Annotated in this window: 7 protein-coding genes; 6 read left to right on the forward strand and 1 reads right to left on the reverse strand. The window is 53.9% G+C overall.

The annotated features are described in order from the left end of the window. Positions 1-33: 33 nt before the first annotated feature. Positions 34-1,893, forward strand: a complete 1,860-nt coding sequence (locus WDJ60_RS02520) for a glycosyltransferase (RefSeq protein ID WP_340098278.1) — start codon at positions 34-36, stop codon at positions 1,891-1,893. Beyond that, positions 1,886-4,324 carry a GtrA family protein gene (locus WDJ60_RS02525; RefSeq protein ID WP_340098280.1) on the forward strand — a complete coding sequence of 813 codons (2,439 nt, stop codon included), beginning with the start codon at positions 1,886-1,888 and terminating at the stop codon, positions 4,322-4,324. The genes WDJ60_RS02520 and WDJ60_RS02525 overlap by 8 nt, the downstream gene beginning before the upstream one ends. Before the next feature lie 738 nt (positions 4,325-5,062). Here the strand turns inward: WDJ60_RS02525 and WDJ60_RS02530 are convergent. Further along, on the reverse strand, positions 5,063-8,401 hold the full coding sequence (locus tag WDJ60_RS02530; RefSeq protein ID WP_340098282.1) for a winged helix-turn-helix transcriptional regulator: 3,339 nt from the start codon (positions 8,399-8,401) through the stop codon (positions 5,063-5,065). A 636-nt stretch (positions 8,402-9,037) separates the two neighbouring features. On the opposite strand from WDJ60_RS02530, the gene WDJ60_RS02535 reads away from it, so the two are divergent. The 4 genes from WDJ60_RS02535 (at position 9,038) to WDJ60_RS02550 (ending at position 12,042) form a co-directional block, all read left to right on the forward strand. Further along, positions 9,038-9,748 carry a DUF8102 family protein gene (locus WDJ60_RS02535; RefSeq protein WP_340098284.1) on the forward strand — a complete coding sequence of 237 codons (711 nt, stop codon included), beginning with the start codon at positions 9,038-9,040 and terminating at the stop codon, positions 9,746-9,748. A 221-nt stretch (positions 9,749-9,969) separates the two neighbouring features. Next, positions 9,970-10,374: a hypothetical protein gene (locus tag WDJ60_RS02540; protein ID WP_340098286.1), complete on the forward strand. Its 405-nt coding sequence runs from the start codon at positions 9,970-9,972 to the stop codon at positions 10,372-10,374. Between the two features lie 152 nt (positions 10,375-10,526). Beyond that, positions 10,527-11,018 carry a hypothetical protein gene (locus tag WDJ60_RS02545; RefSeq protein ID WP_340098287.1) on the forward strand — a complete coding sequence of 164 codons (492 nt, stop codon included), beginning with the start codon at positions 10,527-10,529 and terminating at the stop codon, positions 11,016-11,018. Further along, entirely contained in the window at positions 11,011-12,042 is a 1,032-nt protein-coding gene (locus tag WDJ60_RS02550) for a hypothetical protein (RefSeq protein WP_340098288.1), read from the forward strand. Before WDJ60_RS02545 ends, WDJ60_RS02550 begins: the two co-directional genes overlap by 8 nt. The last annotated feature ends 6 nt before the right edge of the window (positions 12,043-12,048 follow it).

Below are 12,048 nucleotides of genomic sequence, written 5' to 3' on the forward strand. Positions count from 1 at the left end.
GTGTGATGTACCTCTTGTTAGGGATCTACAACCATGACAAGCGGCGTTTCACTAATCATCCCAACGTACAACGAGCGCAGGAACATTAGCGGAATCGTCGCCTACAGTCTTGAGGCACTGGAGGATTACGATGCCGAAATAATCATCGTTGACGATGATTCACCGGATCTCACCTGGCAAGTTGCGAAAGACCTCTTTGGCGACAATAATCGGGTCACGGTTATCCGCCGCACAGACGAAAGTGGGCTTGCGACAGCCGTCACGCGTGGGTTCGAGGAGTCCACCAAGGACTACTGTGCCGTGATCGACGCAGACTTCCAGCATCCTCCAGAAAAGCTACCTGAGCTCGTTGACGCTCTCGATAACGGCGCCGACATCGCGATCGGGAGTCGTTACACCGACGATGCTGGGGTCGAAAATTGGCCGGTCTTCCGGAAGATGATAAGCTGGGGAGCGTTGGCGCTAGCGAAAGTTAGCGTGAGCTCAGCATATGGAATCTCTGATCCCATCTCCGGTTTCTTTGCCGTCCGGTGTAACATCCTTGAAGGTGTTGAGCTCAATCCTAGCGGGTACAAGATACTCCTGGAAGTACTCGCGCGCGCTAATTACGATACTGTCACCGAAATACCGTACACCTTCACAGGGCGCGAGCGCGGTGAGAGTAATCTCACTGCCTCCGAGTACAAGGCGTTCGTGAAACACTTACTCAACCTCCGATTCCAGGACTCGGAAGCTACCAAGAGTACATCAGTCACTGACGGCGGAACTGCAGGCAAAGATGCTGGACAGACCAGAATCGCAATCTGCACCCACTTCTCGATTGAGCACTTCCGTGGTGGGGAAAAGTGGGCAGTCAATCTTGCAAACCATCTGGCAGAAGACGACGCCATCGATGTCTCGATCCACTCTCTCCCCTACGCACCAGGCGGCAAACGGAAAGTCAACGCTGAGCAGGTAATAGATGACCCTGTTGACTACTCCGAATCCTGGAGACACGATCTCTCCAATGTCGACACTGCGTACGTTTTCTACCATCCAGGTGCGAAAACCCTGAACTTCCCTGGAGCAGACCGATATATCGCCGGGATTCACTCGTGGCTCTACGTCTCTCCCAATATCATTGAGGATCACTATGGAGCAGTTCCGACAGCGGTCAAACTTCTGTATCGGACACTCGGGGAGTCCGATCTGGCACAGTACGACACGGTTCACTCGGTAACACCGGTGTTCGACTGCGATCACGAAGACAGCGTCTTTATTCCCAATTTTATCGATACAACTCTGTTCCGCCCAGATCGATCTCCACTGAATGACGAATTTACTGTCCTCGTAACCTCCGCCCACATCGAGGAGAAAGGGTGGGACATGTCGAAAGAGATCACTGCTCGGATTCCAGACGATATATCGGTTGTTACCACCGGGACAGCTGACACTCCACACATAGATGGACTAGGGGTCTTGACTGAACAGGAACTGGCGGATATCTACTCGAAAGCACATGTCGTCCTCCACCCAGCCCGAGTCGATACGGATAGCATGGTAATCAACGAGGCTTGTGCCTCTGGGACGCCCGTCGTTACAACATCGCTCATTAGTCACGTTCGCGAAAACGATGCGATCCTCCAGGGGGATACGACTGGAGAGATGGCTGCTTTGATCGAAGGGATCCTCGAAGAGTATCGGACAGATCGTGAGACATACGAGTCCCGCTGTAATCTTGCTCGCAGGCTCGCTGCCGAACGGAGTATCCCGACGGTCATGACCAGGCTCAAGCATCTGCTTACGACGGGAAGCGAATCGATCCCTGATGTCGAGCCTACTCTCCCAGAGCGCTCCAAGCCCACTGAGAACGATGACTTGCAGCCCGTGGTTGGTGGGGTAGCGGATGAGTAGGTTCTCCCTTACTGACTCAACGTGGTCACTTGACACCGCCAAGAACCGGCGGTTCATCAAATATCTACTCGTTGGTGCCGCGGGGGTGGGGATCAACCAAGGTATTTTGTACCTTGCCACCGGGATTATCGGGCTGGCGTATCTTATCGGAGCCTTCCTAGGACAGGCAGTAAGCCTGACTGTCAACTACGCACTTAACGACGCCTGGACTTGGAATGAGTACGGCTCATCAGGCTGGAAAGCATGGGTCTGGCGTGGACTCAAGTACGGTGGCACGCGAGTCGTGGGGATCGTCATCCATCTAATTACCCTGATAGCCCTTGTCGAGCTCTTCCAGATTCACTACCTAATCGCGAACCTCTTTGCGATCGGGGCTGGTATTGCTTGGGGGTTCGGCGCAAGCGACGTATTAGTCTGGAAAACAGACCACTCGTACACACTTACCACCCATCTTCGGGATCGCTGGAGTATCGTCGACGAGACGGTCAGCCGCGACACTCAGCACATCCTTGCACTGGCCCTTGTTCTCTTCATCGGGCTCACCGTATACATGATCCTCCTGTACCGCAGCTTCTGGATGACCGGTGGCGACTTCGGTTCATACGTACACGCGTTCGAGACCACCCGCGAAGGTATCAGCTTCATGCATACCGGTCGCTACCGAATCGGGAACCTAACGAGTGCCTATTGGGGAGAACACTTCACTGTGACTTTATTTGCTGTGTACCCGATTTACTGGCTGTTCCCTGCCCAGGAAACACTCTTTATAATCAAATCAGCCAGCCTTGCACTCAGTATCCCCATCTTGTGGATCGTTGCTCGTGAGCACCTATCAGTCCGCTTGGCAAAATTCACCGTACTCGCTTACGCACTGAACCCGTTTCTCTACTCAGCATGGCTATTTGACTTCCAGGAACAGATATTCCTGCCAACACTGATCTTGGGGGCGTACTATCTCTATCTGAAACAGCGTCACAAACTGTTTTTGCTAGCGATTGCTGCAATATTGCTGACCAATGAATTTCTAGTCTTCATCATCGGCGGCTCGATCTTTGGATTCATCGCAGCGACCTCCCGCTCGAGCACCCGTTCACTTCGCGACGAATGGTATATTTTCGTTGCAATGGCAGCAATGGTCGTCGGGACACACTTACTGTCTGGGTACGTAATTTCGCAGTACAACCAGTTCACGGGGATTCCCGTTACAGCGATTGCAGAGCCATTCCGGCCGTTCATCGAAACCCAGCGGGTTAGCACTGGTGAGCTCGTCTCCCTCATGCTGAGTCACCCGTTGCTCATCTGGGAGAGCATCACAATGGACATGATGCAGAAGTCCATTTTCCTCGTGATGTTTTTTGTCCCCGTCGCGTTCATGTCACTGTTCGACGAACTCACTATCACCAGCATAGCCCCCTTCATTGGGTTTGCTTGGCTGTTCTCCGGGTCCGAAGTGTACTACATGTTCGGTGCCCACTACCCACTGTATCTCCTCCCGTTCCTGTATATCGGCGCAGTCAGGGTGATCGGGAGACTTTCGTTTACTACCGAATCCCGGACCCTCATGAAGCGGATTTTCATCGCGATTCTCGTGCTGAATGTCATAGCCGGGCTGAGCACAGGGATCGAACGCCAGGCGGTCCCCCAAGAAAACGATCACACCGACACAGTCAACGCTGCCATCGAGTCAATCCCAGAGGACGCATCGCTTGTCACACAAAACGAGATCTACCCACATGTGGCAGATCGGCCAACCGCGTTGTTCATCGGGTCCTCGAAAAAGTACCAGAAATATACGACACTCTACGACGTTAAGAAGCCGGAGTACATAATGTTCGATACCAAAATAAATATTCGTCCAGAGAACTGGGCAAAAGAAGTCCAGCAAGCCTACCAGGATCAACTAGGTGACGAATACGGGCTGTACCGGTATCAGGATGGTATTTGGATTTTCAAGAAAGGGTATGAAGGTAAACCCCAGGGTATCACTCACAAGTACCGTCTGCCACACAAGTCCTACAGCGCTACTGAGCTCTCGGTTGGTTCTGGGGTTCTCTACGACAACAAGATTGAGAGTACGCACGGGCGCGAGAACGAAATCATCTGGTTCGGCCCGTACGAGTCGCTTCCCCCGGGAACCTATAACGTCACCTACCGGGTTAACGTCGACAGCCAGAGCGAAGACTCCGGTTTGCGGCTGGAAGCCGTGAAAGACCCGAATCTCGATCCACTCGCGAAAACAAACATTAGCCATACCGACGGCTGGGAAAGTATCACTTTCACGCTCACTTTAGAGAACTATACCTCGAATCTAGAGTTTAGAGGCATGAGAAAGGGAAATAGTGGTACAATCGCCGTTCGTAACGTCACAGTTGAACCAATCACAAAGACAGTACCAACAAACCCCGCTAATACAAATAACACTCAACGGTAATATCATTTTGACCCATTGACGCTAATTGGGATAGTGGGGAGAACAATACCTTTCTAACTCTTTTGGAAGAGTTCCCACATACTGTTGTAACTCTTCACAAATTGACTTCTGACTCAGAATCTTTCAGTGGACCCAGGGAGTGGTAGGGGTAAACAGGTACGAGTTTGGACGGTGAATTATATTTTCCAGTAAACCGCTCTAGAGACCTCGGGACTTAAACGTATAGAATATAATGTGGGAAAATAAAGAATTATATTCTACTTCAACAATCGGCATTGAACTGTACTTTGTGGACATCTACTCTCTCACTAAAAGTATTGTCAGATTTGAGTAAAGGTGTAACTGAGATATATGAACTAATCTAAAACGACTGCAGCGAAGATCTGGTGTACTACCCTACGAAACCCCTTAGAAGTACATGCTCCAACTATTATGTCTCCAAAAGACCGTATTCGCGCGAATTTCGCGAATATCTGCGAACCCCGCGCAAAAACTAGTGATACTGTTTTCACCTTCAGACCAAAATCCCTGATTCACAATCATAATTGTGAAACGCAAAGCGTAGATGAGCATTCTTCTGGTTCTGTGACGATGGGAAACGCAATTTCGAAACTTAGGCCAAAAATCACTAAAAAATGCTACTTTCAATCTCATGTCCTGCCATGACCGATGTTGGAGCGAAAATAACCACAGCGCTGCCGCTCACACTCGGGCGAACACACACCAAGGTCGGCGGGGTCAGTTGCGGGGGGCGGGAGGTGGGTCACCGCGATCGACAGGAGTGTCCGGGGCGGTCATGGGTGACTCACCCCGTTGGTCGCGACAGTCGTCCCTCGTGAGGTTCCAAACCGCCAACGACCACCTACTAGTGTCCTCTAGGGGTACGTTGGTGGTTTTACCGAGCCCGAGGTCGAGCAGGGCGTCGGCGACACCGTCCTCCCGATACACGTCGGCTCCGTGGTCGCCGTCGCCGGCGAACCGAACCACCCGGTCGTCGTCGACGAGTCGCCGGAGCGTTTTTCGAACATGCTCTTTCGTACAGCCAACGGCGTCGGCGAGCTCCCGCGTGGTCGCGCTCGGTTGGTCGGCGAGTGCGTCGAGTATCGCCCGTTGGGTGTCGGTCGCCAGCCACTCGACACCCCCCACCTGAAAGTCGGCGAACCCGGTAGGGACGGCGTCGGTATGGACGTACACCGTCGTCCGGTCGTCGTCCTTGGGAGCGCGAGCATACCGACCGGCGGCCTGGGCGACGTGATTTTCCCGAACGCTCTCGAGGGCCGCGCGGGCGGTATCGGCGTCGAGGCCATCGAAGGTCCGACCTTTCTCCCGGACAGTGTCGCCGTCCTCCGTTTTAGCCGTCGCGGGTTCGGCGTCGAGCCCTAACTCGGCGAGGACGTCGAGAATCATGTCGTCGCCGGGGTCCATACACCCGTACACATACCCCGCGTCGGCGTCGGCGAAGGCGTTGGGGTTCCGGCTTCTTTCCTGTCCGTAGTGAAGGGTTTGCTCGTCGGCGAGGTCGTCGTCGACGGTGTCGGCAAGTAGTCGCCGAACCACGGGCTCGACTTGAGCGGTGGTAATTGCGGTGTCGAACCCGTCGCCGTAGTGGGCCCGGAGAGCGTCGAGGACGGTCCGAACCCGCTCGTCGTTCATCCACTCCCGTGCGGCGTCACCGGAGCGGGGGCGGGTCGCGTCGCCCACCTGGACGATAGAGAGTCCGCGCTCGTAGCGACGCCACAGTCGCCGCTCGGTGGGGTCGAGGACGGCGTCGCGGGTCATGCCTGGCGCGGCGTTCAATTCCCACATGGGCATACTCGGGTGGGCGTCGAGCCCGACCACCGCGCGGGCCTGGGTAAAGTCGGGAGTCGCCCGAACCGTTCGGACAGTATTCTCGTCGTCAATCACGACAGAGAGCCACGTCCCGGCGTAGCCGTCGCCGTCGTCGGCGTCGAGCCGAGGGGGTTTGTGAAGCACTTTCGTACTCCGGCGGCCGTTTTTGTCGACGTCCTCCCACCTGAGCGCGCGCCACACCGCAAGGGTGAGGTCGGGGGCGAGGGTGTGGGCGTCGGGATCGTCGACGTACCACTCGGTCGGTGGGTCGGTGCCGAGGGCGTCGTCGACGGCGTCCTGTTCCGCGCCAGCGTCACTCCGGCCGCCGGTGGGATCGAACCGGGCGAGGGAAACGAACGCTTCCCACGTTTTCACGGGGGCGTCAATCACCCGAAGGTAAGCGTTCACCATCCGACGGATTCGCTCTTGCCCGAGGCCGGTCGTAAAGTCAGGTTGCTCGTCGAGGACGACGTTTACCCCGCGCCGGAGGGACGGGACATAGGCGAATTGGTGGGTCGCGTGAATCACATCGACGGCAGGTTCGCCGTCGTCATCACGAGGGAGCCCGTCCCACTGTGCGACGGCCGGACAGTCGCCGTCCTCGCAGCAGGGGAGCTCGTCGAGGGCCTGGTCGTTACGATCGCGGGCGAGCGCATGGGCCGTCGAAAAGGGGACCCCCTTCCCGTCACACTGCCGGTCGAACCACGCGCTCGCAGCGTCGCCGTCAATCGTAACGATTTGCTCGGGGGCGTCCTCGGCGTCGGGGTCCTCGACGGGGTCATGGTCGCCCCCGGCGACGGGACACCGCTCTTTCCGGCCTTTCAGGACCGCGCCGGTCGCGCCCGACGAGCGGGTAGTCTCGGCGGCGTCGTCGCGGGCGTCCCGCGTGGGGTGAAAGTGGACGACGGGGCTCTCGCCGGTGACATCCGCGTGGCGCCGCCAGGGCTCGTTCGAGACAGTGTAGCTTTTCCCGAGGGCGGTTGGGGCATCGAGGACGGTCGTATTGCCCTCCTGGAGCTCCCGGAGGACGGCGTCACGGAGACGGTCACGAGCGTCGTCGGTGGTCGGGATATTCAGATCGCGCTTTCTGGCGAACCGCTCGCGGTCGGTGCCGGTCAGGGCGTCGAGTTTCGCGAGGGGGAGCTCGGCGACGGGTTCGGTGTCGTCGCTGTCGTACTCAGGGATTGGCGCGCCGGCGTCGCGAGCAGCGTCGACGGCGCCGAACCAATCGCTCCCGGCGAGCCGGTCCCACGGGTCCGAGATAACCCCCTGCTCGGCCGCAAACAGGGAGAGGACACCGAAAGCCTCTCCATGCTTGTGGTCGTGAAAGACGGGCTCTCCCGGCGGACGGTGTAGACTGTCTCCCCCGGTGGAGGTCCGATAGGTCGACGGGTCCCACTTCTCCCACCCGGTCGCGTCGGTGTCTACCTGCCGGGTCCGCAGCGGGAGGTCGGACGGCCGGAGCCGGTCGACAGCCGCGAGCAGGTCCCGGATGTTGTCGATAGTGTCCTCAGCGTCGGTCGCGTCGGGGTCGTATCCGTCGAGGTCGAGGTCACGGTCGGTGTCGTGGTCGACCGGCCCGGTGTCTTTGCGGGCATCGTACTCGTCGAGGTTGCGGTCGGTGTCGTGATTGACCGGTGTCGTCTCTTTGCGGGCGTCGTACTCGTCGAGAATCTCCTCGAGCGCGTCGTCGTCCAACTCCCGGACGTCGTCGGGAGTGCCGGCGATATGGTTGCCCGTGGTGACGCATACGTGCTTATTCGCGTATATCTCGACAGTCGGGGGGTCGTCGTTGCTCCCCCAAGGCTCGGTGTCAATCTCAAAGACGGCCTGCCCCTGCTCGTCGGGGAGATCGCCGATGTAGTATGCATGCACACCCGCGTCGGAATCACTGACGTCACCGTAGGTCCCACCGAGGGCGTCGAGAATCCGAACAAACTCGGGGTGTACCGCGTTGGTGTCGGGATCCCGAACGTCGTCGCCATCGACGAACATGAAGGGGTCGCTCTCTCTCTGGATGAAAACTCGCCCAGCAATGTCCCCGCGCTTCCGGTAGGCGTCGGCGTCCTTGTCGAACGTGTCGCCGTCACGGTAATGGCCGGGATATCCCCATTTGAAGCGAGCGTCGCAATCACAGTCGGGATCGTCGGCACGGTCTGCTGGACAATCAGCGCTGTTGCACGCGGAAGGCGCGTCCGGGTCGCCCCACGGTGCGAACGGGATTTTCGCGCGGGGGAGCCGTGCCATCCACTGCTCCTGTTCATGGAGTGCGGGAGGGTAAATTCCGTGTTCGAGCTCGCCGAAGTCGATGTCTCCCCAACCCACGGAACCCGCCCCCGTCGAATCCGTCCCCCCCGCCTCAAAGCTGGATTTTGCGTCAGGAGACCCGTCTTCATGGGGGTGGTTTTCTGAATATTCATCATCCAGTTCATCTCCATTGTCTGAATCGTGTGTTTTTGACATTTTTGGTCGATTTTTTAGGCGAAACACCGAAATGTCAACCTCTCTTAGAAAGGGTCGACAATTCGGCGTTGTCCGGGTTGTCGCCGTTGAGTCGTGTCTTTCGGCCCCTCCATCGGGCCGTTCTGTTAACTTTCTTCGAGCAGCAGTCTCGCGTAACGCGCTACCTGCAGGTCGTCTCGTTCGGCGATCTCTTCGAGTTCCTCTTGATGCTCCTCAATCGCGTCGATCACGCCGACCTTCCTCCGTCAACGGGACGAACTTCGATTTCTACGAGATCACCCTCTTTGATCCCGAGTTCTGATCGGATTGGTCGGTGGATCGTCACCCGACCTCCTGAGATCACCTGCGTGGTCGTTCGGACCATGTAGAGAAGATACGTGGCGGTACACTTAAGTCAAATTCACTTGAATGTCAGATATAATGTCTGGAGACACCGATCGACAAAATGCCATGCTCACGAAAGGGACCCGGAAATTTCTCAAAAGCGACGGAAGCGGATACCACAGACAGACACAAAAGGATCATCGGGATGCTATCAGACAACGCGTAAAGGATACTATTCTGGATTTTTCCCTTCTATTCGAACATTGGCCGGAAGAGGAACGGGATGAAGTATTTCAGGAGCTGATGGATGAAGCAGGCTCGATTGATGAGCTCGTCGACGTTTTCGCATTTTTATATTCGGCAGCCCACATATCGGGAGCATTCACTGAGGCTCTTAAACAAGGTGTACGTAAAGCAGAATATAGACAATCACCGTTAGAAATTCCAGATAATGCAATCCAAGTGAACTTTGAGATTGAACAATTCCCGAAAGCTGGACTTTCAGCAGTGGACAAGTATCAGAAGGGGCCAGATGGGATTGCAGAACTAACCGATGCAGAAGCACGGTTACTATTAGATGCGTTATATATTGATGATACTCTTAGAGACGACAGCGTCGTCCAAGCTGAACTTCGCTTTCAGAAATTCTTAGACGGCCAACCGCCAGATGAACTCAAAGAGTTAGAACAGGAAAAGAAAGCCGAAATGTATGACGAAATGATGCGAGACCGAGAGAAGCGAGCCGAATACTATGCACAGAGTAGTCGCGAGTCCGAGGATTCCCCGGAAAGCGATCCTGACGCCTAACTGTTACTTCAAGCCCCAACTTGCGAGTGTATCGCTTCAGTAACGTCTAGATTACATCAACTACTGACAGAACTAGCAGGCAAGATACAGAGTTTATAGTCAGCATAGTATCTCTGTTTGTCTCACACTGTCTCCTCTGAACCAACCGCTCACTAAGCGTGCATATTCAGCAGAGGAACTGCGTTGCAAACATACTTGTATAATCATTATCAAATCCAACCATGTCTGGTTTAGAAGCAGCAATTGTCGGGTCTGTAGCGTCCCGGGTCTCCAAAGCCGCTCTTGATTGGTTGCAAAGCCAGGGGGGCGATATCAGTGAGGAGGAGTGGAAACAGGTTGGCTATCAAATTGGAGTTGAAATCCAAAGTCTGGACAGGCAATCTCAAAGAAATCCGGCAGAACTCAAAACGTTGAAAAATGAATTGTCCAGTGCTGCCAAAACATATCAGAAGCTTTCAATAATTGGCGAAGATTTCGACTTCGATTCAGATATTACATCACTATATGATGAATTAGCAAAGATTTGTGATGGGTGGGCCTCGGAAATGGAGTTTAACACGTCTAAGGAGGATCTCAGGAACAAATTCGAAGATCTACACAAGGAATATAAAGAGACGGTAATGTGAGCTGAGTCATTGCTGAATAGAAACTCTTAATTGAGCGTTTCAGGACAATCGACGGATTCGATCTCAACAGGTGTCAGCTGAGAGTCTCGCACCTGTGGATCTGCCTTTAATAACACGTGGTTTCTTCATACGCCGGGGTGTTACACACTTTTATGATTGATATGTGGTTCACTACGGGAAATTACAACTCTCGAGATATAGCGAACCCAATCTTCGCAGCTTACGATAAGGAAGTATACCCGCGTAATGTCCACATCCTTGCGACCTCCACCACTTCCGATCAAGTTGGAAATGCTCGATCTGTCTTAGACACTTTACGTGAGGAAGACGGCAGAAAGATGGAAGTAGAGGTTCACAAAACTCCTGATCGTCCGAGAGAATTCAAAGCACACGCATCAGAACTATTCAACGAAGTTACAGATTCTACCGTAGCTCTTGATATTACAGGCAGACCATCGATCTATGGTTCCCTGCTGTTGCAGCAAGCGATAAAAGACAATGTAGATGCTGACCATGTTTACCACTTAGACTACCTCGTTCCTCCACATACATTGGATACCGAACTGTACCCTTCAATACCACAAACAGCGGTCAAATTAACAGATATTCTATCAGACTTCACCACCGAGGGCAACGATGACTGAACAAGACCGTATCAAAATCCACCGCAGCGACCTCAACATTGTTCTAAATGCAATTGCTAAGACAGAGGATGAGATCACGGTCAGCCATCTATCCGACAAGATTGGTGATCTCTACACCTTTGAAATCGGCCATCCACATAACTCAACGATTCGATTTGAGAAAACGGCTGACGAGTACGGCGAAGCTCGGTCAACAATAATGGGGAAGCAAGCACAATCAGAGGTTCCTGAACAAAGCTCATACGTTCGATCATTCACAACTTCAGTACTTGACTTCGCCAATAAATCCGATCTTGACAACTTCATCAGTAGGTATGCGGGACGTGATCCAAGCGAGGGTCATCGACCAGTATACGGTATTCTTGACTCAAACATTATTCGCTGGCAATTAGCGGACTCGTTAGGCATTGAACCAAATAATACCGGTTTACAGGGATCACTTTTGGTCACTGGTGTTCGAGACGAACTGCATCGGTATGGCGGGCCTGAAAAAATAAAGAATCCGTCAGAGCTAGTTGATGAGCTCCATCCTAATTATGAGCGATTGTTCAATCAGTTCAAGGGCCAGCCTCGAGAACAGAGGCTGGGACTTGAGTATTATCAGCACCTTGACAACCAGATATACTCGGAGGAAATAACGTCCGAACAAGGTGATGCTTCAATACTAGAAAAGTGTGAGGAGTTCAAAAATAATTCGGGCTACGATCTATTATTTTTCACTAATGACAGAAATGCAAAAGAGATGGCGCATGAGAAGAACATCTTAGGTCATCTTGTCGAATTTTCTGATTCTCTCCCCGAAGAAACCTCCGCTAGTTGGGGTGACTTTGGTTTGTTGCTGTACGTTCATGCAATGTTGTTCGGCATTATTCGACTACCGAAGGTTGACCTCTATGGTGTTTGGCAATCAGGAGATGACGACACTACCGGCTATCTCTTGGTTGACTGCCGTTCAAGAAATATCAAACAGCGGATCCGCCGCGATATCGCCGTTCTTGATACTTGGAGTAATGTGAACGGATAACAGTGC

Source organism: Salinibaculum salinum (genome assembly GCF_037645885.1).
GTDB lineage: Archaea > Halobacteriota > Halobacteria > Halobacteriales > Haloarculaceae > Salinibaculum > Salinibaculum salinum.